Genomic DNA, 24363 nt, shown 5'->3' with positions numbered 1-24363 from the left:
TTCGTCTGGACGGGTCAGCTGCTGGTGTGCCTCACCGGCGTTTGGGCTTACGCAGCAGGATCCATAGACCCAGTACCGGCAGTAGGAGCACCAGGACGTTCATGACGGTGACGGTCAGCTGATAGGCGAGATCCCCGGGCATCTCAGCGCGAATCTGGGCAGTTCGCCCGCTGGCAGCATTGCCCACTACGCCGAGGGCGAATAACCCGCCCACCACCAGCAGCAGGGTTCCCCAGATCTTGGCGGCAGCGGACTTCTTGGGCGGACGCCGGCGGTAGGTGTCGAACCGGTAGTTCAGCCCGGATCGGGACTGATGCCAGCCCTGCTGCGGATCGGCCTCAGTGCGGGCCCAGCGGTCGGGGTCCAGCACCGGGGCGTAGGTGTCCCCGGGAATCTCTTGGTCGATGAGGGTCACCGAGGCCAGATCAGCAAGGTCCTTCTCCAGTGCTTCGGCATAGACCCGGCCGCCGCCCATGATCCAGATGCGCCCCGAGGCTGCTGCCTGTGGCCGGGCCAGCAGCAGAGCCTCCTCCAGGGAAGTGGCCGGCACAGCCCCTGACTTCTCCAGCTCAGCTGCGGCCGCGGCGTCGCCGGTGACTACGATATTGGTCCGCTGCGGCAGCGGGCGGAATCGCGTCGGCAGGGACTCCCAGGTCCTGCGCCCCATGATCACCGGGCAGCCGGCGGTGGTGGCCTTGAAGTAGTCCAGATCCTCCGGCAGATGCCAGGGCATAGTGTTGTCTGCCCCAATCACGCCATTGTGCGCCTGGGCCCAGATCATCCCTACCTCAGCTGCGCTCATCGGCTCTCCTACCTGTGCCGGTCTCCTGCATTGACTGGTGAAATATCCCCGTTATTCGCGCCGGTTCAGCAGTCATAGCGGGGAGAATTCACCACTCGACGTGCTCAGACGGCAACTTTGGCCTTGATCGTCGGGTGCGGATCATAGCCCAGCACCTCGAAGTCCTCGTACTCATAGTCGAAGATCGACTCCGGCTGCCGAGCCAGCTGCAGGCGCGGATAGGGCTTGGGATCCCGCGAAAGTTGTTCGCGCACCTGCTCCTCATGGTTGCTGTAGATGTGACAGTCCCCGCCGGTCCAGATGAATTCGCCCGGCTGAAGCCCCGTCTGGTGGGCCAGCATCACCGTGAGCAGCGAGTAGCTGGCAATGTTGAACGGCACCCCCAGGAACATATCTGCGCTGCGCTGATAGAGCTGGCAGCTCAGCCGGCCCTCGGCCACGTAGAACTGAAAGAGGATGTGGCAGGGCGGCAGCGCCATCTCGGCGATCTGGCCGGGGTTCCAGGCGGTGACCACATGCCGCCGGGAGTCCGGGTTGCTGCGCAGCTGCTCGACCAGCTGGCTGATCTGGTCCACGGAGCCGCCCTCCGGAGTGGGCCAGGATCGCCATTGGACCCCGTATACCGGACCGAGGTCCCCGTTCTCATCGGCCCATTCGTTCCAGATTCGCACTCCGCGCTCCTGCAGCCAGCGCACATTGGAGTCGCCGCGCAAGAACCACAGCAGCTCCAGGGCCACAGCTTTGAAGTGCACCCGCTTGGTGGTGATCAGCGGGAAGGATTCAGTCAGGTCATAGCGGATCTGTCGGCCGAACACGCTGCGGGTTCCGGTCCCGGTGCGGTCGGACTTCTGCGTGCCGTACTCCAGCACATCGGCCAGCAGGTCCTCATATGGAGTGGGGATTGAACTCACCGCCTCAGTCTATCGACTCCCGAGCCGAGCACAGCGAAGGCGAGTTCTTCAGGGGTGAAGCTCCGCGTACGCGGGGCGCGGCGGGCCCCTGACGTCAGGGGCGCGTGCAACGGTGTCACGGTTGAGCGGACCACCTCAGGCAGCACCCGGGCCCGGAGCCCCGACCTCTGGGACCCGCGAAAACGCGGCAGCGCCTGGGCGTGCCACCTCGTGGCGTAGCCGCGGCCGGGATAGGTTCAGGCCAGCAGTGCCTGATGCTTGCGGTACTCCTGGTAGCGGGCCAGATAGTGATCAATATAGGTGCACTCGGAGGTGAACCTCTTGCCCTCGGCGGCAAGTCTGTCCAGCAGCAGGGTCACCAGAGCCCGGGCGTAGCCCTGCCGTCCAAAGCGCTCGCTGACGATAGTGTGCATCAGCAGCCAGACCGGCTGCCCGCCGATGGTCTCCTCGGCGTAGCCTACAAACCCGATGAAGGTGCGTTTGCCGCCGATCTCATCCCATAGTTCGGCCCGGCGGCGGTCGCTGTCGATCACCAGTTCGGCACTGGGGTGAACGTTTTTCTGCTCCGGTGCGGCGTGCTTACCCATAGAACAAGAGTAGTCGTGGAACGTAACCTATGTCACTGAGCCGCATGCCGCCAGGACCTGCTCAGCCGTCAAACGGATCGTAGACCTCAAGTGAGACGATGCGGCCACCGCGGTCCACCGCCTGCTGAGCAACCACGACGCCGCCCGGGCTCAGATACGGGTCCTCCTGGGGAAGTGCCCCGGTCACCTCCGGGCTCACCGCCCAGCGGCTGAGTTCGCCCAGCACGATCGGCAGCACCGGCCGGTGCGTGCACAGCAGAGACGGCTGGGTCCATTCCAGGGATTTGCGCACCCGGGAGGCGGCCTTGCCCGGGTTCTGCTTGGCCCGCTTCTCGGTCAGGGTCTTGCGGTACCTGATCCGGTGCCGGTGCTTCTTCACATAGGGAGCAATGGTCTCGGCACAGCGTTTCCAGGGGCTGGAATGGATCTGCCGGGGCCGCCAGGCGGTCAGCAGGCGCTCCACCGCTTTGGCCTGCCGCTTGCCGGTGGCGGCAAGCGGCCGCTCAGACTCGGCCTTGGACCAGGAGGAGCGTGGCTTCGCCTTGGCGTGGCGCAGCACCACAAAGGGCACAGTTCGCAGGATATTCTGCTCATGCAGCCGCTCCAGCTCATCCAACGGTTCGATGTCCCCCGGGTTGGTGAGCATCTGGCGGGCTCGGGCAGGCTCCACCCATGCGACGTCGTCGGTCTCCTCGCCATCTGGCCGGGGCCTACCTTCGAGGCTCTGGGCTGCCCAGTACCACACCTCTTTGGTCTGCTCAGCCGGACCGGACTTGGAGTTCTTGGTGACGCTATAGCGAGTCACCGGCAGCGGCATGCCCAGGCGAATCTTGAGCCCGATCTCCTCGGCCACCTCCCGGACTGCGCACTCAGGAAGCGTCTCCCCGGGGTCCAGCTTCCCCTTGGGGAAGGACCAGTCGTCATACCGGGGGCGATGGATCAGCAGCACATGCAGCGCTCCCCGGTGCAGCCGCCACACCAGAGCTCCAGCGGCCAGGACCTGGGCGTCAGTACCGTCATCAGACAAAGAGGGGGTGCGGCGGCGCGGAACCTCAGTCATCACCTCAGGAGTGGTCACGCCCAAAATTTACCAGTGTTGGTCCCGCCGGCGGCGCGCATGTCGCCGGCGCTCTCGCTCGGCTCTCGCTGCGCTTGTGCGGAACTTCACTCCTGACGTGGGCCCGTCGGCCCCGCGCTGTGCCCTGCGGGGACTCAGGCCGGCTCGGCTGCCGGCGGCCCGCACAGCGGGCAACCCTCAATCGCCTCGGGCAACATCTGAGCAAGCTCAGGTTCCCTCTCAGCTCAATCGGGTCTCCACTATTGGGGCGTACTGAATGTCAGTGTGAGCCACAGTGAAGCCCAGCCCTTGGTACAGCCTGGTGGCCGCGGTGTTCTCCGCATCCACGTAGAGGATCACCGCCGCCACGCCCTCTGCACGCAGATGCTCGATCCCAGCGGTGGTGAGGGCCCGGCCGAGCCTGCGCCCCTGGGCGGAGGGCGCGACTCCCACCACATAGACCTCCCCGATATCCGGACCATCGTCCTGGCGGTGGGTCTTGGTCCAGTGAAAGCCCAATAGCTCTTCGCCCGCTGCCGCAGTGTCCCAGGCCATCAGGAAGCCTTCGGCGGAGAACCAGTCCTCAGCCATTCGGGCCTGCAGGTCCTCCAGGGTGAGCCGGCCCTGCTCCGGGTGATCAGCGAACGCGGCGGCATTGACCTCCAGCCAGGCCTGTTCGTCCTGGCCGGGCCGGAAGCTGCCCAGCCGGATGCCTGCGGGCAGCTCGGTCCCCGGCAGCGGCACATCGTTCTCCAACCGCATCTGCCACAGTTCACGCACCGGTGCCCACTCGAACCGATCCGCTAACCGGGGCGCACCAGGGTGGCCACCATGTGCCCAGGCCCGGTGGGCGGTGCCCGGCTGCGGGGAGAGCACCGAATCGTTGAGCACAGCCGCCAGCTGGGAACCGATTCCGCGTTCCCGGAGATCCGGGTGCACCACCAGCTCCAGGAGGTTCGGCTCCGCCGCTTCGCCAGCCTCATCGGCATGCCCCAGTACGACGACGCCCGCCCCCGCCAATGTGCCAGGATTGGGGGAGTCAGCCTGCGCCTCGCCCTGCTCAGGCTCCTCATGCCCCGCCACAGACCCGGCACCGGGGCCGGCCTGCGTTCCGGCGGCCTCGTTCTCCTCCTGCACCCAGGCGTAGGCCACCGCCACGGTATCGGGCTCCTGGCGGGTCAGTTCCACCCAGGTCTGGTCGCCGAACGGTGGTGCGAGGTCGGATCGCTGCGCCGCTGAGGCGAGTTCCCGCAGCGCCGACAGCTGCTCAGCAGTGGGAGCGGAGTGAACCAGCTCAACCTGTACACCGAAGCTCATGGGGTGAGCCTATCGGACCGGCCTGCTACCAGGCCGAGCCCGGGCCACCCCAGTCCTGCCAGGTGTGGAAGATCTCGGATGACGCTGAGTGCAGCTGCGCCGTTCACCCAGTGCCTGCTCAGGCGGCGTCGTCGTCAGCTGCTTCCTGGTGAGCCGAGCCTTCCACCAGCAGCCGGTAGCCGACATTGCGGACGGTGCCGATCAGGGACTCATGCTCCGGGCCGAGCTTGGAGCGCAGGCGCCGGATGTGCACGTCCACGGTGCGGGTGCCACCGAAGTAGTCATAGCCCCACACATCGTGCAGCAGCCGGTCGCGGGTGAAGACCTGGCCGGGGTGCAGGGCCAGGTGCTTGAGCAGCTCGAACTCCTTATAGGTGAGGTTCAGCAGCTTGCCGTGGATGGTGGCCATATACGTGGTTTCATCGATCACGATGGCTCCTGCCCTGATCTCGCCGGCCGGCGCCTCGTCCTCGGCCTCCACGGAGGCCATCCGGATCCGGGCGTCCACCTCCCCGGGGGAGGCCTCAGTGAGCACGAAGTCATCGGCCTGCCAATTCTCATTGAGCGTAGGCAGCCCGGTCTCACTGACCACTACGATCACCGGGGAGAGCATGGAGGACTTCACCAGCTGGCAGAGCGAGCGGGCGTGGGCCAGATTGGTCCGGGCATCGATCAGGGTGATGTCCACATTGGGAGCGCGCACAATGGAGGATGCCTCAGCAGGGAAGCTGCGGATCCGGTGGTTGAGCAGCTCCAGAGACGGCAGGGTGTCTTCCGGGGCGTCAGAGAGCAGAAGCACCTGAGCCATCCGTGAACCCTCCCTAAGGTTGCTTCTCGTTGGTCAATAAGTCTGACACTCCATCCGATCCCACGATGCGAGAAAACACAGTGAGATGAGTCACATCGCGCTGTCATTCCGCATTGTGAAAAACGTTTGAGCGAACGCGATGAGTATATCCATGTTCCGAGCTCTGGCAGGATGGAGGCGTGAACTACCTGCACGTAGCGCTGGCCGCCCTGCTCGGTGCCGCCGCGCTCGCAGCCGCCTCCTGGTTCGGGGTCGCGCCGCTGACCCTGGTGGTCTGCGCGCTGTGCGCAGTGGTGGCACTGGGCTGGCCGCAGCTGATGGGAGTCACCGCACGCAAGTCCCTCTCAGCTGTCATCATGGCCGCCGGAGTCGTGGCAGCAGTGGGGGCAGCAGTCGTCACACAGGTGGAGGCCCTTTTCTTCTGGTCCTCAGTGGCGCTGGCCTTCGGGGTCATGGTGGTCTTTGTCATCCAGGTGCTCCGGGGCGCGGGGCGGCCGCATCGCCTGGAGTCCACCCTGGGTGCCTGCGCCGGGGTGGTGATCACCACCACTGCGGCCGGTTGGGTCGCAGGGCTGCGTTACCCCGCCGGCCTGGCCGAGGCGGAGAACGGCATTGGCCTGGGCAGCCTGCGGGTCCGTGGCTTCTTCCCCTATGAGGACTGGGGGGTGCTGGGAGTCACCGGACCTGGTGGTGAGCTCTCTGTGGTGGCTTTGGCCGCCTTTGCCCTGATGGTCGGCACTGTTGCGGCTTGCATTCCGGCCCGGGACGCACTGGTGCTGCCGCTGACCATCGCAGTCGCCGCGGCTGCGGCTGTGGTCACCGCCCTGGTCTGGGGCGAGCTGACGCTGCTCTTCGCCGCCGCCGTCGGGCTGGCGGCCGGTGTGCTGCTGGCCAGCTTTCGCAGATTCCTCTTCCTGCAGGGCGCCCCGGAGCAGCTGCTTTCGCGTCTGGCGGTGGGCGCAGCACCTGTGGCGGCCATGGGCGCCATCGTCTACTTCACCGAGCGGCTGCTGTTCGCATGAGCCCCTGGTCTCTCAGGTAGTCTTAGAGACATGAGCGAAGCACAGATTCTTGCCCTTGAGGTGTTCTTCATTGGTCTGCTGGTCATCTCGGTGCTGGTGATCGGCTGGATCAGCGTGGTTGTGCTCTCCCGCCTGTTCAAGGGTCAGCGCTGAGCAGCGGAACCAGCACCTCGCCCCTGCTCCGCCGCACCGGCGCGGTGGAGGCCGCAGGGCCGGATGCCGGAGTGCCCGCGCACTACGGGAATCCTGTCCAGGAGCAGCGCGCGCTTGAGCGCGGCCGCGCCGTCACTGATCTCTCCCACCGTTGCGTAGTCACAGTGACCGGTCCGGACAGACTCTCCTGGCTCAGCACACTTTCCTCCCAGCAGCTCACCGACCTCAAGCCCGGGGACTGCTCCGAGCTGCTGCTGCTGGATATCTCCGGCCGGATCGAGCAGGCCCCAGCCATCACTGATGACGGTGAGACCGCCTGGCTGATCACCGAACCCAGCCACGGGGCGGCGCTGGCCGATTGGCTGGACTCCATGAAGTTCATGCTCCGGGTGGAGATCACCGACCGCACAGAGCAGTACGCGGTGCTCGGCAGCACCCGCCCGCTTCCTGAGGACCTCCCGGCGGTCGCTCCGGCTCGCTGGAGCGACCCCTGGCCGGCTGTGGCCCCCGGTGGAGAGTCCTATGCTGCGGTGACCGAGTCTGAGCACCCGGGGCAGGACTTCAGCTGGCACCTCACCCTGTTGGAGCGCGAGAAATACGGCGACGCCGTCGCCCATTTGGAGGCCCAGGGCTGGACCCTGGCAGGTGTCCATGCTGCTGAGGCGCTGCGCATCGCCGCCTGGCGGCCCCGGCTGGCCACAGAGGTGGATGCCAAGGCGATCCCGCATGAGCTGGACCTGATCCGCACCGCAGTCCACCTGTCCAAGGGCTGCTATAAGGGCCAGGAGACAGTGGCCCGGGTACATAATCTGGGGCACCCGCCGCGCCGGCTGGTGTTCCTGCACCTGGACGGCTCCGAACATACGCTGCCCACCCCGGGCTCTGAGGTCTTGGCCCCCAAGGAGGGCGCGGACCCGGAGGCGCTGGCCACAGAGCGCGCAGTCGGGGTGGTCACCTCAGTGGCACGGCACCACGAGGCCGGGCCCATCGCCCTGGCCCTGGTCAAGCGCAAGGTGGACCCCCAGGCCCAGCTGGTGGTGCGTGATTCCAGCGCAGAGGCCGACACCAACGAGGCCGCCCCCCAGTTCTACGCCGCGGCCCAGGAGGTCATCGTCCGCCCTGATGCGGGGCAGTCGGTGGGCCGCCCGCAGGGCGATTTCCTGCGCGGACGCCCACGCTAGCGATCTTGGGCCGCCCGCCCCAGGCATTCTGCGTAGGCCTTTGCGCACTGCGTAGGGAAATAACACTATGCGGTGCGCAAAACCTTCTGCGCCCTGAGGTCGCGGTGCGCCACGAGGCGGTGCGCCATGAGCCAGTGCGCTCGAGGTGGCAGAGCTGCGACCGGCAGCGGGCCGGCTTCAGCGGGACCCGTGGCCTCATCCTCAGCGGCCGAAGAGGATCTTAGCCTCCTCGTACCGCTCGGCCGGGACCTCCTTGAGCCCGTCGATCGCCTCACTGAGGTCCACCTTGACGATCTCAGTGCCGCGCAGCGAGGCCATATGCCCCCAGGCGGCCTCATGCGCTAAGTCCAAGGCCTTCATGCCGAAGCGAGTGGCCAGCACCCTGTCGTAGCCGGTGGGGTTCCCCCCGCGCTGGATGTGGCCCAGAGTGGTGTTGCGGGTCTCAACCCCGGTGCGCTCCTCGATCTGGGCCGTGATGAACTCACCGATTCCACCCAGCCGTGGCCGACCGTCGGCCTCCTGGCCCTTGGCGGCCAGCGCCTCCTCGGCACCCTCGGGAATGAACCCCTCGGCCACCACCACCAGCGGGGACCGGCCCCGGGAGTGGACCTGATCCACCCACTCGCAGATTTGGTCCACATCCACCTTCTGCTCGGGGATCAGGATCGCATGCGCACCGGCGGCCATGCCCGAATGCAGGGCGATCCACCCCACATGGCGGCCCATCACCTCGGCCACCATGCAGCGGTGGTGGGACTCCCCGGTGGTGCGCAGCCGGTCCATGGCATCGGTGGCGATGGAGATGGCAGTGTCGAATCCGAAGGTGTAGTCGGTGGCCTTCAGGTCGTTGTCGATGGTCTTGGGCACCCCAACGATCGGCAACCCGTCATCGGCCAGCCTCTTGGCTCCGGCCAGGGTGCCCTCGCCGCCGATGGCGATCACCGCGTCGATGCCGTGGCGTTTCATCTGCCTGGCGATCCCCTCCGGGCCGCCGCCGGGGTGGTTGTAGGGGTGGGTGCGCGAGGTGCCCAGAATGGTGCCGCCCTCGCGGGCGATGCCGCGAACGTCGTGCCTGGTCAGCTCGGTGTAGTCAGCCTCGATCAGGCCGCGCCAGCCGCCGCGTAGGCCCAGGAACTCGTCACCGTAGGACTTCACGCCGTGCAGCACGGTCGAGCGAATCACAGCGTTGAGGCCGGGGCAGTCCCCGCCGGAGGTCAGCAGTCCGATGCGCATTCTCAGGTCACTTCCTTCTCGCGGTTGCGATGGGTAGTCAGCCCCTGGCGTCCTCGCCAGGAGAGTTACGGGCCAAGTCTATTACCCGCTATCGCCCGGGCCGAAAAGAGCGACGCCGCCGGCTGCGCAGTGACCGCACGGGACTATTTGCTGCCCAACAGGGTTTCGATTCGGGAGATGCCCTCCACCAGGTCCTCATCACCCAACGCGTAGGAGAGCCGCAGGTAGCCGGAGGGGCCGAAGGCCTCACCCGGTACCACCGCCACTTTGGCCTGTTCCAGGATCAACTCTGCCAGTTCGGCAGATGTGGTGGGTGTGGCGCCGTCGTACTCCTTGTTCAGTGCCCCGCGGGCGTCCACATAGGCGTAGAAGGCGCCCTGCGGCACCGGGGTCTGGAACCCGGCCACCCGGTTGAGCCTCTCCACGATGAGTTTCCGGCGGCGGTCGAAGGCCTCGCGCATTGCCTCAATCGGCTCCACGGGGCCAGTGACCGCAGCCAGCGCGGCCCGCTGGGACACATTGGCCACATTGGAGGTCAGATGGGTCTGCAGCGTGGTGGCGGCCTTGATCACATCGCTGGGCCCCACCATCCAGCCCACGCGCCAACCCGTCATCGCGAAGGTCTTGGCCACCCCGGAGAGGATAACCACCTGATCCGCCAGCTCCGGCACTGAGGCGATGGAGGTGAAGGGGACCCCGTCATAGGTGAGCTTCTCGTAGATCTCATCGGTGATCACCCAGAGTCCCCGTTCGGCGGCCCACCGGCCGATTGCGCGGGTCTCCTCCGGGGAGTAGACCGCCCCGGTGGGATTGGAGGGGCTGACGAATATCAGTGCCTTGGTCCGCCCGGTCACCGCGGCCTCCAGCTGCTCCACGGTGACCTTGTACTGCTGCTCCGGGCCGGCGAAAACCTCTACAGTGGAGCCACCGGCCAGCTTGATCGCCTCCGGGTAGGTGGTCCAGTAGGGGGCCGGCAGGAGCACCTCGTCGCCGGGGTCCACCAAGGCGGCCAAGGAGGCGTAGACAGCCTGCTTGCCGCCATTGGTCACCAGCACCTGGGCAGCCTCCACCGGATACTGGGAGTCCCGGCTGGTCTTCTCAGCGATCGCCTCGCGCAGCTCCGGCAGCCCGGCAGCCGGGGTGTACTTGTGGTTCTTGGGGTCCTTTGCCGCAGCCACAGCGGCCTCGACAATATGCTCCGGGGTGGGGAAGTCGGGTTCCCCTGCTCCGAAACCGATCACATCCTCCCCGGCGCCCTTCAGCGCCTTGGCCTTGGCGTCGACCTTCATAGTTGCCGACTCGGCGATCGAACCGATGCGGGCGGAGACTCGGCGAGCGGGAAGGGTCATGATGGGGCGTCCTTTCTGAGGGCGGGCACAACCGGACTTCTTCGCCCACAACCCTATCGGGGTGCCGCTGCACCCGTCACCACCTGATCTGCAGCTGCAGTTGGAGTTAATCCGGGCGGAGGCGTAGACTGGTCTGCCGGTGTCCAGAACACCTCTACTGGCCGTGCCCGAGCACTTGTGCTGAGCGCGGCCATAGGGCAGTGGCGCAATTGGTAGCGCAACGGTCTCCAAAACCGTAGGTTGCAGGTTCAAGTCCTGTCTGCCCTGCGACCTCCCCGTGCCGCAACCGGCCCAGGGAGCAGCCCGCAGCCCGCAAACAGATGGAGTCTTCGTGTCTCAGACACCCGTGACCGACGACGCCGGTGGTACCTCCTCCGGCGGCTCGGGCCCGAAGAACCCCTTCAGCAGGACGTGGTTGTTCCTCAAGCAGGTTTTCGACGAGCTGCGCAAGGTCATCGTCCCCACCCGTCGGGAGCTGCTGAACTACACGGTGGTTGTCCTGGTGTTCGTGCTGATCGTCATCGGTATTGTCACCGGCCTTGACTGGGTGCTGGGCCACCTCTCGGAGCTGGTCTTCGGCGGCGGCGCGGGCGGCTGACCGAGGCCTCAGGGCAGAACCACAGGACGAGGGCGCCGGCTCGCCGGCCTACGCACCACACCGACTTAGGAGAAACGTGTCTGATCAGGAACTGACGCAGGACCCCGCAGCTGAGACTGCCGAGGCCCCCGCGGAGGAGAAGTCCTACGAGGAGCGCGCCGAGGAGCTGAAGTCTAAGCTGCGCCGCGACCTCGGTGACTGGTACGTGATCCACACCTACGCCGGGTACGAGAAGTCGGTGAAGTCCAATCTGGAGACCCGCATCCAGACCCAGGACCTGGAGGACGAGATCTACGAGATCGAGGTCCCGATGGAAGAGGTCGTGGAGATCAAGAACACCCAGCGCAAAGTGGTCAACCGGGTCCGCATCCCCGGATATGTGCTGGTCCGCATGGAGCTCACCGATGAGTCCTGGGGCGTGGTGCGCCACACTCCCGGCGTCACCGGGTTCGTGGGCAATGCCCATGATCCGCAGCCGCTGAGCACCGATGAGGTCTTCACCATGCTGGCAGAGCACCGTCTGGGCAAGCCCGGCGAGAAGAAGGTCGAGGTCCTCGAAGGCGAGGGCGCTCCCGCCGCCGCACCGGCCGAGCAGGTCAAGGTCGACTTCGAGGTGGGCGAGTCGGTCACCGTTACCGACGGCCCCTTCGCCACCCTGCCGGCCTCCATCTCGGAGATCAACGCCGACTCCCGCACCCTGGTGGTGCTGGTCTCGATCTTCGAGCGCGAGACCCCGGTCACGCTCAACTTCAACCAGGTTGAGAAGATCTACTGACAAAGGTTCCTGCGGCGCCCGGTGGTGCTGTGGCAGACAACTGAAGCTTGCGGCGTCGTAGTTTATTGCTTTGAACCCACGACGCCGCTGAAGGGCGGCCCGGCCAGGTCCGCCCACCCCAGTGCCCACGCTCCTGTGGCCGCTGGACGCACGAATAAGTAAGGACAGATTATGGCCCCCAAGAAAAAGGTCACCGGTCTGATCAAGCTGCAGATCCAGGCTGGTGCGGCAAACCCCGCACCGCCCATCGGCCCTGCGCTCGGTCAGCACGGCGTCAACATTATGGAGTTCTGCAAGGCCTACAACGCCGCGACTGAGTCCCAGCGCGGCAATGTGGTCCCTGTGGAGATCACGGTCTACGAGGACCGCTCCTTCACCTTCGTCACCAAGACCCCGCCGGCCGCCGAGCTGATCAAGAAGGCCGCCGGAGTCAAGAAGGGTTCGGGCGTGCCGCACACCGATAAGGTCGGCAAGCTCACCATGGCCCAGGTCCAGGAGATCGCCCAGACCAAGATGGACGATCTGAACGCCAACGACGTCGAGGCCGCCTCCAAGATTGTGGCCGGCACCGCCCGGTCCATGGGCATCACCGTCGAAGGCTGATCCTAAGGATCATCCACTGCGCAGTTTGTGCAGCATCTGCGGGCTGATTCCCTCAGAACTGATGCACAACGTGCGCACTCAATGAACAATAAATAAAAAAGTCCGGGAATCCGGACACGTGGGAAGGGCCGAGCGCGGCCCGGGTACCACAACTGCTAAGGAGATAAAGCAGATGGCAAAGCGCAGCAAAGCATATAAGGCAGCAGCCGAGAAGATCGGCGAGGACAGGGTCTACTCCCCGGCTGAGGCAGTCGCCCTGGCCAAGGAGACCAACCCGTCGAAGTCTGATGCCACCGTGGAGGTGGCCTTCCGGCTCTCGGTAGACCCCCGCAAGGCCGACCAGATGGTCCGCGGCACTGTGAACCTGCCGCACGGCACCGGTAAGACCGCCCGCGTGGTGGTCTTCACCCAGGGTGACAATGTGGCCAAGGCCGAGGAGGCAGGAGCCGACCACGTGGGCGGTGACGAGCTGATCGCCAAGGTCGCTGACGGTTGGACCGACTTCGACGCCGCCGTGGCATCCCCGGACATGATGGGCAAGGTCGGCCGGCTCGGCAAGGTGCTGGGCCCCCGCAACCTGATGCCCAATCCCAAGACGGGCACCGTGACCCCCGATGTGGCCAAGGCTGTGAGTGAGATCAAGGGCGGAAAGATCGACTTCCGCGTGGACAAGCACTCCAACCTGCACTTCATCATCGGCAAGACCAGCTTCGAGCCCAAGCAGCTGGCCGAGAACTACGCCGCCGCTCTGGAGGAGATCCTGCGCCTGAAGCCCTCGGCTTCCAAGGGCCGCTACATCCAGAAGGCCACGGTGTCCACCACCTTCGGCCCCGGTATTCAGGTTGACCCCAACGTCACCAAGGTTGTCCTCTGATTTGCTGAGGACCGTGACGTCAGGCTGAGCAGCTGCTCAGGTCGCGTCCCGGAAGGCCCGGTTCCCACTGCGGGAGCCGGGCCTTCTGCTGTGCGGGGAGTGTCTGTGGGCGGCCCCGAGGGGCGCCTGGGAGGCACAGGGCAATTTGCTTGTAAAAGCCTGGGAACTCGCCATGAAATTCCGGGCCGATTATTACGCTGCACCCTGCTGGCTGCTTGAGCGTTCCACTGATTTGCTTCAAATGTGAACTACGCCACCTGACATGGAGGATTGGGCTGATGTTCAGGTTGTTTCCGGCTGACCCCTAGGCGGCGTCGCCCACTTCTGTGACACAGGTTCTGACCGGCAGTTGAGAATGTCGGTGATAACTCTCTAACCTGCGGATGGCGGACCGCGTCTTCTGAGCGATCGCCTCACATCGGATCACCTATGACGGGAAGCAAAGGAACGACTATGACCGAAGAACTCAAGCGCCGGGGCGCCTTGCCACCGCACTGATTGCCGGCCCGGCAGTCACCGTTGGATTCCTGGGCGCCGGTATGGCACCCGTATTGGCCGATGAGCAGGCCGATCAGCCTCCGGCCGGAGACCTTGCCGAGAACCAGTCCGAGGCCGAGACTGATCCCGAGGCCGAAGGCGGTGCCGGGGGCGAGGATGGCCAGGCAGCATCGGCCCCTGACACTCAGGATGACTCAGTGAACCCCTCCGATCTCGGGGGTCCCGGTGAGAACCTGGATGAGGAGGATCTTGACGACGAAGATGATGAGCCTGCCGATGAGGAGGATGCCGATCCTGCCGAGGATGGGACGAGCGTTGAGACTTTCCAGGAGAGCGGCAACCCCTCCTACAACCTGAATCAAGGCACCTACTGGTGGGGACAGACCATTGAGCTGACCATTGAGAACTTCCCGGCCAACACTGAGGCTGAGGTATTCATCGACGAGGCCTCAATCGGCACCGTTGCCATTGACGAGAACGGTCACGCCACCTTTACCTTCGACCTCGATGGTCTCTCGGCGGGGCGGTACACACTGAATCTGGAACACCCTGATCTGACGTTCTACGGCGGAATCAGCTTCGAGGTCCGCGAGGCCCCGCCAGAGAATGAGCAGGACTACTGGTGGTACGAGGCCCCGGAGGACCTGGTAGAGAGCAGCGGCCTGGCAGGCTGGGTGCAGAACTACATCGACGCCTCCATTCCGCCGGACAGCGAAGCGATCGGCGGCCGCTTCGAGTACAGCCCCGATGCTCAGGTCTACGCCGAGCCCAGCCTCGACTCCACTGCGTTGGGACCGCTGACCGATCCTGACCCGAACTTCCCACCGCCAGGCTTCGATTCCAACGCCAACCCCGTGGGGTACCTGGAGGATCTCGACTTCTGGATCATCCGCGATCCCTATGCCGGAGTGATCGGATTTGTACCCGCCAGTGCGGTGGAGGAAGAGGCCCCCGAGCCCGGTGAGGACGACCAGACCATCACCATCGGCGAGGACGGCGCTCTGGGCTACGCGGAGGCAGATGCCAACAGCGAGGTCATCCGCGAGTTCGACCCCGGCGCTGAACTGATCGTCGTAGAGGCGGGCGAGGACTGGATCGAGGTTCTCATTGATGAAGACGGCAACACCGCCTTCATCCCAGTCGGCGCCGTCGAGGACGAAGACGATGAGGATGACGACGAGACTCCTCCCGGCGACGACGACGAGGACGATGAGACTCCTCCCGGTGACGACGATGAGGATGACGACGACGAGGACGATGAGACTCCTCCCGGCGACGACGATGAGGATGACGACGACGAGGACGATGAGACTCCTCCCGGCGATGACGATGAGGATGACGACGACGAGGATGACGAGACTCCTCCCGGCGACGAGGATGAGGATGACGACGAGGGCGATGACGATGAGGACGCTGTCGAGTACACCGCCCTCATCGTGGAGCCCGACGAGGTGGCGCCGGGTGGCAGCTTTGTAGTCTCCGCCAGCGGATTTGAGCCCGGCGAGGACGTCGTACTCGAGTACAATCCCATCGCCACAGTCACCGCGGACGCCAGCGGAGGCATCGAGGAGGAGCTCTACATCAGCGAGGATGCCCCGGTGGGCACGGTCTACGAGATCACTGCCACGGGGCAGGACTCGGGTCTGATTGCCGTAGGTGAAGTCACCGTGGTCGCTCCGACCGGCCCTGCCGGTGAGGGTCCAGGCGCTGAGGATGATGGCGGAGCTGCTGACGACGGCTCCGATGATGAGCTGGCCCAGACCGGTCTCAGCGGCACAGAGGCCGGGCTTCTCGGCGGCCTGCTGCTGGCCCTGGGCGGGGCACTGACAGCATTCGGCTACCGAGGAAAATGGGCTCGCCGAAACGGCGCCGCCTGAACGGGACGCTGAAGCACCAGGCGCGCACTGACCGCGCCGCAGCCTGACAGCAGCACGGCGGCGGGGCCGGATCCTCATAGGGATTTGGTCTCGCCGCCGCTGCGCGTGTACAGTAGTCAATTGACCAAAGACCGCCGGTCGTTCATGCCGTGAATATCCAGTTGGCGCTGGAGATTCGGTCACCAGAGAGAACATCTGGAGTACGGCAGAACTGTAAAGAACCCTCACGGGTCGTCCTGCGCAGGTGAGATAAGAGCCAGCTGAAGCAGTACAGTGCCAGCCCGTATGGGCAGCCCAATACTGCCGATGGAGCCCTGTCTGCCCTGCGCAGCGGGGCATTTTTTATGCGCCAGGCGCCTGTGACTCTGACCGGCACAGTAATCGGAAGGAGTGCCATGGCGAATCCTGAGAAGGCAGCAGCCGTTGAAGAGCTCAAGGAGCTGTTCAACGAGTCCAACGCTGCCGTGCTCACGGAGTACCGCGGCCTCTCCGTGGGCCAGCTGCAGACTCTGCGCCGGTCCGTGCGGGAGAACGCAAACTACGCCGTGGTGAAGAACACGCTCACTGAGATCGCAGCCAAGGAAGTCGGCATCGACGCCTTCGCAGGCAAGATGGAAGGCCCTTCTGCGATCGCCTTCGTGCACGGGGACCCCGTGGACGTGGCCAAGGCGCTGCGTGACTTCGCCAAGGACAACCCTCAGCTCATCGTCAAGGGCGGCTACATGGATGGCAAGCCCCTGAACGAGGATGAGGTCAAGAAGCTCGCGGATCTTGAATCCCGTGAGGTTCTGCTCGGCAAGCTGGCTGGCGCCTTCATCGGTGCCCAGTCCAAGGCAGCCGGCACCTTCCAGGCCCCGATCTCCAAGATCGTGCGGACCGTGGAAGCCCTGCGCGCAAAGCAGGAAGAAGCTGCCTGACACTTGTCAGCGCAACGTAAACATCAAGATCCGCATCAAGCAACAGAAGTAAGGAGCCAATCCCATGGCTAAGCTGAGCAATGACGAACTGATTGAGCAGTTCAAAGAGATGAGCCTGATCGAGCTCTCCGAGTTCGTGAAGCTGTTCGAGGACACCTTCGACGTCACCGCTGCTGCCCCCGTGGCAGTAGCAGGTGCTGCCCCGGCAGGCGGCGGCGAGGCCGCTGCTGCTGAGGAGCAGACCGAGTTCGACGTGGTCCTGGAGGCCGCTGGCGACAAGAAGATCGGCGTCATCAAGGAGGTGCGCGGTCTGACCTCCCTCGGCCTGAAGGAGGCCAAGGAGCTGGTCGACAGCGCACCCAAGGCTGTCCTGGAGGGCGTGGACAAGGAAGCTGCCGAGAAGGCCAAGGAGGCCCTGGAGGGCGCTGGCGCCACCGTCACCCTCAAGTGATGATCTCCTGATCGCTTACGCGAAAGGACCCCCGGATCTCTCCGGGGGTCCTTTTCCATTCTCGATGAGCGGAGTGCTCGCGCTCCGCCACTTTATGGTGTGAAGTCGCCGGCAACGGCGACGAGGCGGACCCCTGACGTCGGGGTCCCGTGCAACCGTGGGGCGGTTGTGCGGGCCACGTCAGGGAGCGAGCGGGGTTTCCCCGCCGCCGGGACCAGCTCAGATGCGAGTGCCGGGTTTGGGTCGCAGGCCTGCAGCTACCAGGCTGATTCCGGCCAGGGAGCAGATCACCAAGCCCACCACCAGCGGATCCACGCTGAAGCCGAAGACCACTGAGGCCACCACCCAGCCGGCCAGCACCAGGGCCACCAGGCCAAAGATCACTGATCCCAACCGGATGCCCTGCCCCTGGCCCGCCGGTGAGGAGGATGCTGCCACCTCACCGCTGTACCCTGGGCTCACTGCCTGCGACCTCGGAGCCTGCGCCTCGGCGCGCTCCCACCAGCGGGGCTTGCGCTCGGGCTCCTTCCAGGTGAAGTCGGCCTCGGACTGAGCCTTCAAGGACTCTGCCAGCAGCGCGTCCACATCCTCAGGCTCTGGAGGCAGTGGAGTGGTCGGCTGATGGCCGCGGGGCACCTGCTGGGTGGTCTCGTCGTCGTGATTTCTGTACGTCATCGGTCTGACTCCTCCTGCTCATAGGTGGTCTCGTCGTAGACGGTGATATTGCCGAAAGCATTGGTGAAGCTCAGCTCCACCGTGCCCCGTGCCTCACCCGGACCCCCGCCGCGCATATTGGTGCTGATGCCGGACTCAGAGTCGTGCCAGTCCTGCATGCGGACATTGACGTTGCCCAGGAAGGTGCCCGGCTCGATCTCCACATAGACGTCATCGGGCAGGATCACCGTAGTGTTCCCGAAGGCATTGTTGATCTCCGCCCGGTGGTCGAAAGGCCCACCGTCATTGAGCCAGGTATTCTCGGGGTCACTCATATCCACTGCGGCGCTGTCTGGAAGACTCATACCCCGCAGATCAACTGTGGTGTTGGCGAAGGCCGTGTTCACTGTGCTGGACTGCGTGGTGTAGTTGCCGAAGACATGATGTGAGCTGTCCTGCATGCTCGATGGTGCCAGCAGAAAGACCACCAGCATCAGGGCTGTGAATACCCCGAGCAGTCCGCCGCGGCCCTTCTTGCCCCGGACTGCTGAGAACAGGTGCATCAGAGCGAGCAGGATCACCACTGCGGCCAGCCCCAGCAGCACCGCGTTGCTGGCGGCCAGGCCGATAGTGGTGGCGAACCACATGGCCGCGGCGATCATCGGGATCGCCAGCAGCAGCAGGCCGAAGCTCACCAACCGGCGGCGACGCTTCTCCTCCCGCACCCGCGGGTCCTCCTGGGGCTTGGCCTTGGGCGCAGCCTGCACCCTGGCGGCAGCACCGGTCTGGCCGAAGCTGCCCTCCGAGCGGTAGCTGCTGGCGTGTGGAACGTGCTGCTCCGGTTGATCCGGCCCCTCCTTGGGGTACCAGGCGGGCTTGCCGTCCGCGCGGCGTGCGGGGCTCTGCTGCCCCGATTCGCTGTGCTCTGCGCCGGTCCTGCGGCTTTGCTCCCCCTCTGGCCGCGGGCGCCCGGCGTGCTCAGAGGTCCGTGCTTTTGGGGAGGCTCCCTGATGCCGTGACCCGCCGTCCTTCTGGTACCCCTTGAAGATCGCCCACAGCAGCCAAGCGACCAGGCCGATGATGACCAGATTCAGCAGGATCGCGAACGGTCCCACAATATTCGGGGTGAAAACGTTGATCGCGCCGATACCGCCCAGGATCGCCGCTCCCCAGAACCCGCTGGGGTAGGAGCCGCGCAGCGCCTGCTGAGCGTGGATGCGGCCCTGGGCATCGGGCAGGAACATCCAGGCCAGTCCGTAGAACAGGGCCATCGGTGAGAAGAAGATGAAGAATGCGATGACGCCCAGTCCGCGCACAAGTGCGGCATCCCAGCCCAGCCGAGTGGCCAGTGCGGCAAATACGCCGCCTGCCCAGGAGCCGTCGGGACGGTGCACGCCCAGGGAGCGTGTCCAGTCGAAAATCTGATGGCCGGCTTCACGGCGGTCCTGCTCTGATGTGCTCATGGCTCAAGTCTCCCGTCCGGGGCACCCAGGCCGCTATGCGGGACCGCCCTGATCCAACCCTGATCCCCACCCCGAAATCCCCTGCCGGCCCGGCGTGACGGGCTCAGGGCGTGACACTATGGGACTGTGGAGACCACGACGACGCCGGAGGGCCAGCTGCCCCAGCGGCCACCGCTGCGCCGCGCCCTGGACACCCCGGTGGCAGGGGTGTGCCTGGGTGTAGCCCGCCATCTGGGGCTCTCTGTGCCCCTGGTGCGGGTGGTGTTCATCGTGCTGGCTCTGGCCGGAGTGGGCCTGCTGCTCTACTGCTGGCTGTGGATCTTTGTACCCACCCAGGAGGAGCCCACCCCGGAGGCCGCCCGGCGCGGTCTGAGCGGACCGGCGCTGGAGCAGACGGATCAGCCGGCTCCGAGTAGCGGCACCGGCGCAGCTGGCCGCAGCGCAAAGGTGCAGCGCGGCCTGGACAGCCTGACCTCCTCCCCCGAGGTGCTGCTGGGCGGGGTGCTGCTGGGCCTGGGAGCAGTCTTCATGGTCCAGCTGCTGGGGTTCCACATCGACTGGCGCCTGGTGCTGGCCCCGGCGGTGATTCTCTCCGGGGTGATCCTGGCCTGGTCGCAGATCGACCGCACCCAGGCAGAGGGTGCCGACCCGGCTCACCGCAGCGCCGCCCTGTGGCAGGTGGGCATCGGCGCTGGCCTGGTGATGGTGGCCGTGCTGGTCATCGCCGGCGGACTGGTCGGGACCGGTCAGCTGATCACCGGGATCATCGTAGGTGCGATGCTGCTGGGCGGCCTGGCTCTGGTGCTGGCGCCCTGGTTCATCAGGCTCTACCGCACCTCCCAGGTTGAGCGCGAGCGCGCGGCCGCAGAGGCGGAACGGGCCGATATCGCGGCCCACTTGCACGACTCAGTGCTTCAGACTCTGGCGATGATCCAGAAGCAGAAGGCCGACCCCGCCGCAGTGGAGCGGCTGGCCCGCGGCCAGGAGCGCCAGCTGCGGTCTTGGCTCTACCGGCAGAACGCGCAGGCCACCGGCAGCCTGAAGGATCAAATCCTGGCGGTGGCCGCTGAGCTGGAGGAGCTGCATTCGGTGCCTGTGGATGTGGTCGCGGTGGGGGAGTCCCGCCGCAGCCAGCACGCCCCACTCGTCGCCGCAGCCCGGGAAGCCATCCTCAACGCCATCAAACACGCTGGGCCGGCCTCGGTGTACATCGAGTCCACTGAACAGGAGGACGCCGTGTTCGTCCGCGACCGCGGGGACGGATTCGACCTGGAGACCATTGCCGGAGACCGGATGGGAGTCCGGGAGTCCATCATCGGGCGCATGCACCGGGCCGGGGGAAGGGCCCGGATCCGTTCTACCGGCAGCGGCACCGAGGTCCAGCTGTTCCTGCCGGTGGACGCCCAGCCGAAGACCAACGGCAATAACGGATCAGCCGCCTCCGGCGGCCCCGCGCAGAAAGTGAGTGAACATGAGTGAGAACCACCCAGGGCGGCGCCGCGTGGTGATCGTCGATGACCACGGCATCTTCCGGTCCGGGCTGAAGGCCGAGCTCGGTGATGCCGTAGAGGTGATCGGTGAGGCACCCACAGTGGATGAGGCCGCGCAGGTGATCCGTGAGTCCCTGCCCGAGGTGGTGCTGCTGGATGTGCACCTGCCCGGCGGCACCGGCGGAGGCGGGGCCGAGGTGGTCAAGCTCTGCCGCGACCTGCTGGAGGAGGTCCGGTTCCTAGCGATCAGCGTCTCCGATGAAGCCACCGACGTGGTCTCGGTGATCCGAGCCGGGGCCAGGGGCTATGTCACCAAAACCATCAGCACCGAGGAGCTGATCGGCGCCATCGACGCGGTGGCAGCAGGCGACGCCGTCTTCTCACCTCGGCTGGCGGGCTTTGTGCTGGATGCCTTCGGCACCTCCGGGCTGGTCGAGGATGTCCGCGACGAGGAGCTGGACCGGCTTTCGGCCAGAGAGGTGGAGGTGATGCGGCTGATCGCCCGCGGCTACACCTACCGGGAGATCGCCTCGGAACTGTTCATCTCGATCAAGACGGTGGAGACCCATGTGTCCAAGGTGCTGCGCAAACTGCAGCTGAGCTCCCGGCACGAGCTCACCCGGTGGGCCGAACAGCGCCGGATCGTGTGAGCTGGCAGGATCCGCTGGGAACTGCCGCCGAAACTAGCGCAGCAGGGCGGGGATCTGACCGGGATGGTCCACTACATCGGTGATCCAGCCGGCGTTGAGCCCCTGGGCGATCTCCGCATCCTCCCCGGAGCCGCCCCGGGTGATGATCCGCCGGCCGATCCCCACCTGCTGGGCTCCGTAGGCATCGTTGAAGGGCTTATCGCCCACCATTACTGCATGCTCCGGCGCCACCCCGGCCATCTGCAGGGCATAGGTGAAGATCGCCGGATGGGGCTTCTTCAGGCCGAACTCGTCCGAGCACACCCAGCCGGCAATGTGCTCGCCCAGCCCGTAGCCGCGGATGATGCTCCGCACCCCGGCTCCGCAGATGGTGTTGGAGACCACGACCACACGCCGGGCAGTCTGCGAGCAGAACTGAAGCAGCTCGCGGGTGCCTTCCCGCTCGGTCTTCACCGACTTGGAGCCGTACAGCGCCATCTGCAGCTGCTCGGCCTCAGCCAGCAGGGCCTGTCGCTGCCGCGGGGAGACCAGCCCTTCGGTGAACTCGCCCCAGTACTGCCGAGGCGTGATCTCCCGGTAGCTGGCATCCTCATCCCGGGAGTCCTTATACACCTTGTACTGCTCGTGGGCGGCCTGGACGATCTCCAGCCCACGGCCCGGTGCCACGGGGGTCCCGGCCCGGCTCAGCACCGACTCCAGTGCAGCTGCGGCAGCGGTGAAGGGAGCCTGCGGCTTCACCGAGTGCGAGACCACCCCACCGTGGTCCAGCAGAACGGCCTGGTTCTGCACCTTAGGCAGGGTCAGGTACGACGCCGCCGGGCTGGCAGTGGCTGCCGGCACCGGGGTGGGGCTTTCGGCAGGGGAGGCGAGGGGGGCGTCGTCGTAGTCTGTGGCGGCCTGCAGCAGCTGAAGCAGTTCAGCAGGATCCTCCACGGTGGCCTCCGGTGTGTCGTGCACCGGGAGGGGCGGCTCATCGGTGTGCTGGGAGCGGGTCAGCACCACCGCCCCCACCCCGGCGCGCCGCCCTGCCACCAGATCGCGGTCCAGAGTGTCGCCCACATACCAGCAGTCAGTCAGATCAGCCCCCAGGGCCGCGGCGGCACGACGGAGCATATCCGGGTGCGGCTTGCGGATCCCGGCCTCATCGGAGTAGATCTGCACGCCGAAGGCGTCATGGATCCCCAGGTCGGCCAGAATACGGCGGTGGCTGCGACCAGAGTGCGCATTGGAGACGATCCCCAGGGATATGCCCTGCTGCTGGGCATAGGTGATGAGCTCGCGCGCCCCGGGGCGGATGTTGTGATCGGTGAGCACGGTGGCCATCTGGTCCAGCACCTCCGCGCCCTCGCCGGTGAGCACCGCCCGGGCCGGATCCGGCAGCTCGGCGAAGTAGAACTCCATAATCTCGGCCACAGTCAGCTCCTGCGGAGCAAGCCGGCGGGAAGAGGAGTGCTTCCAGTGCTTCAGCGCCGTGGCGCCGGCCTCCAATGCGGCCTCCAGCTGGGCAGCGGGGAGCTGCAGTCCCGCGGCGGCCAGGCGATGCCTGAGTGCTTCAGCGAACTGGGCGCGCCCTTCTGGGCGCTTGGCGGTAAGAATGATCACCCCGCCGAAGTCCAGCAGCAGCGCCTTGGGGCGGCGGGCCAGCCGGTCTGCTGCTACACGAGAGCAGAGGGCTGGTTCCGGCCTCGCGGCGGGCGGTGCGGAGGGCGCGGTGGAGGTCATAGGAGCCTTTCAGCTGGAACGGTTCAGAAGCACAACGAGGGCGAAATTACGAATGCGCGGTGACGGTTGAGCGGACGGTAGGTAAACAGTTGTGGAACGTTCCACAACAATCTGCTGGAACGCAACAGTTTGGTCCGATTTCGCTACTTTCGCCGCCTAATCTGGCCCTCATGGCCAGCCTTACGACCTCTGTTGCGCAGCGCCGCCGTGCCGGGCGCAGACCCACTATTCATGACGTCGCCGAGGCTGCAGGAGTCTCCAAATCAGCAGTGAGCCTGGCTATCCGCAATCAGCGCGGAGTCTCCGAGGCCACCAGGGAGCACATCCTGCAGGTGGCGCAGGAGTTGGGCTACCGGTCCAATGTCTGGGCCCGCTCCCTGGTGCAGGGGCGCACCGGGCTGATCGGCATTCTGCTGCAGGATCTGGGCAACAGCTACCACCGGGACGTCACCGCGGGGGTGGAGGATGCTGCAGTGGCCAACGACCTTCGCCTGGTCATCGGGCATGGACGCCGCGACGCCAAGCGGCTGCAGGGGGAGTTGGATTCCCTGCTCGCCCTGGGTGTGGAGGGCGTGGTGATCGTCTCCTCCTGGGTTCCTCCGCAGTACCTGGAGCGGATCGGCAGACGGGTGCCGCTGGTGGTCGTGGGCCGGCTGCCGCACCGGGTGCCCGGTGTGGACACTGTGGCCAACCGCGATGAGGAGGGTGCCAAACAGGCAGTGGAGCATCTGATCGGATTGGGACACACCCGGATCGCGCACCTTACCGGTTCCGCCCGGCCGGCGGCCATGCACCGGCGGGGCGCCTTCAGCGAGGTAATGCGCAGAACGTTCCCGGATGTGGACCCCCAGGTGGAGGGCCCGGAGCAGCTGGAGGCCGCCATCAAATACCTGGTGTTCCAGATCCAGCAGGAGAAGGGCGCCCCCACAGCCGTGTTCACCCAGAATGACCGGGTGGCCGCCGATCTGGTAGGCGCCTGCCTTGATGCCGGACTCAACCTGCCCGAGCAGCTGAGCATTGTGGGCTACGACAACTCCAGCGTCTGCCAGATGCTGCGGCCCCAGCTGACCACCGTGGATCAGCCCCGGGCCCGGATGGGGGAGCTGGCCCTTGAGATGCTCCGCGAACGGATCGCCGGGCGCACTGACGATAAGCACATCACCATCGCTCCCAAGCTGGTGGTCCGGGACTCCACCGCAGCCCCGCGCGGCTGAGCTGGTCCCGGCGGCGGGGAAACCCCGCTCGCTCCCTGACGTGGCCCGCACAACCGGTCCCCGGTTGCACGGGACCCCAACGTCAGGGGTCCGTCTCGGCCGCGTTGCCGCGGCCTTCACGCCTGAAGGCTGGTCCCGGCGGCGGGGAAACCCCGCT

General features: G+C 65.9%; 24 protein-coding genes and 1 tRNA gene. 14 read left to right on the top strand and 11 right to left on the bottom strand.

Features of this window, described 5'->3' with window-relative positions:
• Positions 1-31: 31 nt before the first annotated feature.
• The 6 genes from GNZ21_RS12800 to GNZ21_RS12775 form a co-directional block, all read right to left on the bottom strand.
• A complete protein-coding gene (locus GNZ21_RS12800) occupies positions 32-802 on the bottom strand; it encodes a dihydrofolate reductase (RefSeq protein ID WP_157324952.1) in 771 nt (256 codons plus the stop codon).
• Between the two features lie 104 nt (positions 803-906).
• Complete coding sequence (locus GNZ21_RS12795; RefSeq protein ID WP_188503411.1) at positions 907-1713, bottom strand: thymidylate synthase; 807 nt, start codon at positions 1711-1713, stop codon at positions 907-909.
• Between the two features lie 236 nt (positions 1714-1949).
• A complete protein-coding gene (locus GNZ21_RS12790) occupies positions 1950-2300 on the bottom strand; it encodes a GNAT family N-acetyltransferase (RefSeq protein ID WP_157324951.1) in 351 nt (116 codons plus the stop codon).
• Between the two features lie 61 nt (positions 2301-2361).
• Positions 2362-3378 (bottom strand): NUDIX hydrolase, encoded by a 1017-nt coding sequence (locus GNZ21_RS12785; RefSeq protein WP_308805442.1) that lies wholly within the window; start codon positions 3376-3378, stop codon positions 2362-2364.
• Between the two features lie 219 nt (positions 3379-3597).
• Positions 3598-4674: a mycothiol synthase gene (gene mshD / locus GNZ21_RS12780; RefSeq protein ID WP_157324949.1), complete on the bottom strand. Its 1077-nt coding sequence runs from the start codon at positions 4672-4674 to the stop codon at positions 3598-3600.
• Positions 4675-4792: 118 nt separating this feature from the next.
• Positions 4793-5482: a winged helix-turn-helix transcriptional regulator gene (locus GNZ21_RS12775; protein ID WP_157324947.1), complete on the bottom strand. Its 690-nt coding sequence runs from the start codon at positions 5480-5482 to the stop codon at positions 4793-4795.
• Positions 5483-5661: 179 nt separating this feature from the next.
• Between GNZ21_RS12775 and GNZ21_RS12770 the strand changes: the two genes are divergently transcribed.
• From GNZ21_RS12770 to ygfZ, 3 genes are read left to right on the top strand one after another with little or no spacing between them, the layout of a single operon-like run.
• Positions 5662-6504, top strand: coding sequence for a hypothetical protein (locus tag GNZ21_RS12770; RefSeq protein WP_157324945.1), 843 nt, complete (start codon positions 5662-5664; stop codon positions 6502-6504).
• Positions 6505-6534: 30 nt separating this feature from the next.
• The gene (locus GNZ21_RS16100; protein ID WP_268234805.1) at positions 6535-6657 is read left to right on the top strand and encodes a hypothetical protein; all 123 of its coding nucleotides are present in this window, start codon (positions 6535-6537) and stop codon (positions 6655-6657) included.
• A 44-nt stretch (positions 6658-6701) separates the two neighbouring features.
• The gene (gene ygfZ / locus GNZ21_RS12765) at positions 6702-7838 is read left to right on the top strand and encodes a CAF17-like 4Fe-4S cluster assembly/insertion protein YgfZ (RefSeq protein ID WP_229659342.1); all 1137 of its coding nucleotides are present in this window, start codon (positions 6702-6704) and stop codon (positions 7836-7838) included.
• A gap of 201 nt (positions 7839-8039) precedes the next feature.
• On the opposite strand, the gene GNZ21_RS12760 is transcribed toward ygfZ, so the two are convergent.
• Both GNZ21_RS12760 and GNZ21_RS12755 read right to left on the bottom strand, forming a co-directional pair.
• Entirely contained in the window at positions 8040-9071 is a 1032-nt protein-coding gene (locus GNZ21_RS12760) for a 6-phosphofructokinase (protein ID WP_157324943.1), read from the bottom strand.
• A gap of 143 nt (positions 9072-9214) precedes the next feature.
• Entirely contained in the window at positions 9215-10420 is a 1206-nt protein-coding gene (locus tag GNZ21_RS12755) for a pyridoxal phosphate-dependent aminotransferase (RefSeq protein WP_157324941.1), read from the bottom strand.
• Between the two features lie 194 nt (positions 10421-10614).
• On the opposite strand from GNZ21_RS12755, the gene GNZ21_RS12750 reads away from it, so the two are divergent.
• The 8 genes from GNZ21_RS12750 (at position 10615) to rplL (ending at position 17013) form a co-directional block, all read left to right on the top strand.
• Positions 10615-10687, top strand: a tRNA-Trp gene (locus tag GNZ21_RS12750).
• 64 nt (positions 10688-10751) lie between these two features.
• A complete protein-coding gene (secE, locus tag GNZ21_RS12745) occupies positions 10752-11018 on the top strand; it encodes a preprotein translocase subunit SecE (protein WP_229659343.1) in 267 nt (88 codons plus the stop codon).
• Entirely contained in the window at positions 10960-11793 is an 834-nt protein-coding gene (nusG, locus tag GNZ21_RS12740; RefSeq protein ID WP_188503412.1) for a transcription termination/antitermination protein NusG, read from the top strand. Before secE ends, nusG begins: the two co-directional genes overlap by 59 nt.
• A 171-nt stretch (positions 11794-11964) precedes the next feature.
• Positions 11965-12396, top strand: coding sequence for a 50S ribosomal protein L11 (gene rplK / locus GNZ21_RS12735; protein WP_157324938.1), 432 nt, complete (start codon positions 11965-11967; stop codon positions 12394-12396).
• Between the two features lie 172 nt (positions 12397-12568).
• Positions 12569-13270, top strand: a complete 702-nt coding sequence (rplA, locus tag GNZ21_RS12730) for a 50S ribosomal protein L1 (RefSeq protein WP_157324936.1) — start codon at positions 12569-12571, stop codon at positions 13268-13270.
• A gap of 539 nt (positions 13271-13809) precedes the next feature.
• Positions 13810-15645, top strand: coding sequence for a hypothetical protein (locus GNZ21_RS12725; protein WP_157324934.1), 1836 nt, complete (start codon positions 13810-13812; stop codon positions 15643-15645).
• A gap of 395 nt (positions 15646-16040) precedes the next feature.
• Positions 16041-16562, top strand: coding sequence for a 50S ribosomal protein L10 (gene rplJ, locus GNZ21_RS12720; protein WP_157324932.1), 522 nt, complete (start codon positions 16041-16043; stop codon positions 16560-16562).
• A gap of 64 nt (positions 16563-16626) precedes the next feature.
• A complete protein-coding gene (rplL, locus tag GNZ21_RS12715; protein WP_157324930.1) occupies positions 16627-17013 on the top strand; it encodes a 50S ribosomal protein L7/L12 in 387 nt (128 codons plus the stop codon).
• A 219-nt stretch (positions 17014-17232) separates the two neighbouring features.
• Here the strand turns inward: rplL and GNZ21_RS12710 are convergent, their stop codons facing one another.
• Both GNZ21_RS12710 and GNZ21_RS12705 read right to left on the bottom strand, forming a co-directional pair.
• Entirely contained in the window at positions 17233-17688 is a 456-nt protein-coding gene (locus GNZ21_RS12710; protein ID WP_157324928.1) for a hypothetical protein, read from the bottom strand.
• Complete coding sequence (locus GNZ21_RS12705; protein WP_157324926.1) at positions 17685-19130, bottom strand: PspC domain-containing protein; 1446 nt, start codon at positions 19128-19130, stop codon at positions 17685-17687. Before GNZ21_RS12705 ends, GNZ21_RS12710 begins: the two co-directional genes overlap by 4 nt.
• Before the next feature lie 126 nt (positions 19131-19256).
• Here GNZ21_RS12705 and GNZ21_RS12700 point away from each other — a divergent pair, with 126 nt between their 5' ends.
• Positions 19257-20609 carry an ATP-binding protein gene (locus GNZ21_RS12700; RefSeq protein WP_157324924.1) on the top strand — a complete coding sequence of 451 codons (1353 nt, stop codon included), beginning with the start codon at positions 19257-19259 and terminating at the stop codon, positions 20607-20609.
• Positions 20602-21270, top strand: a complete 669-nt coding sequence (locus tag GNZ21_RS12695) for a LuxR C-terminal-related transcriptional regulator (RefSeq protein ID WP_157324922.1) — start codon at positions 20602-20604, stop codon at positions 21268-21270. The genes GNZ21_RS12700 and GNZ21_RS12695 overlap by 8 nt, the downstream gene beginning before the upstream one ends.
• A gap of 33 nt (positions 21271-21303) precedes the next feature.
• Here the strand turns inward: GNZ21_RS12695 and GNZ21_RS12690 are convergent, their stop codons facing one another.
• Positions 21304-22992: an HAD family hydrolase gene (locus tag GNZ21_RS12690; RefSeq protein WP_157324920.1), complete on the bottom strand. Its 1689-nt coding sequence runs from the start codon at positions 22990-22992 to the stop codon at positions 21304-21306.
• A 170-nt stretch (positions 22993-23162) separates the two neighbouring features.
• Here GNZ21_RS12690 and GNZ21_RS12685 point away from each other — a divergent pair, with 170 nt between their 5' ends.
• Positions 23163-24206: a LacI family DNA-binding transcriptional regulator gene (locus GNZ21_RS12685; protein ID WP_157324919.1), complete on the top strand. Its 1044-nt coding sequence runs from the start codon at positions 23163-23165 to the stop codon at positions 24204-24206.
• The last annotated feature ends 157 nt before the right edge of the window (positions 24207-24363 follow it).

The organism is Nesterenkonia alkaliphila, from assembly GCF_009758175.1.
Lineage (GTDB): Bacteria > Actinomycetota > Actinomycetes > Actinomycetales > Micrococcaceae > Nesterenkonia > Nesterenkonia alkaliphila.
The sequence above is the reverse complement of the archived record's forward strand: the minus strand, read 5'-3'. Positions and strand labels throughout refer to the sequence as shown.